Raw genomic sequence first — 375 nt, forward strand, 5'->3', positions numbered from 1 at the left:
ACCTCTGTATCAGTCGCGTATTGAGTGTCTCATTATAGAACCACTCAAGATGGCCATCCTCCATCGTCTCAATATCGTTCGGCTTAGTCACATATTTTGTGACCTCATCAACAGACTCAAGAGTTCCCGCATCCTTAACAATGCACGACATCCTCTCACGAACATCAGCAAGAAAATCCTGCCAGCCGTTCCCCTTCAAATACGGCAGATCAAAGAGGATATTCATATGCATGTTAAGGGTTTCATGATCCTCATTATGAGTGAACTCAGTCCCCCTGAAATACAGATTTGAACCATATTTTTGATTGAGCCAACGGAAGCAATCAGAGAGCTTGCGTGTCCATTTCCTATGCTCCGCCTTGAGGTCATCATATA

Annotated in this window: 1 protein-coding gene; it reads right to left on the reverse strand. The window is 44.0% G+C overall.

The genetic code is table 11. The features are described from left to right. Positions 1-375 (reverse strand): protein rep (locus KP705_RS19185; RefSeq protein ID WP_215765459.1); only part of this gene is annotated, 375 nt, incomplete at both ends.

The organism is Gluconobacter sp. P1D12_c (assembly GCF_018812105.1).
GTDB classification, from domain to species: Bacteria; Pseudomonadota; Alphaproteobacteria; order Acetobacterales; family Acetobacteraceae; genus Gluconobacter; species Gluconobacter oxydans_A.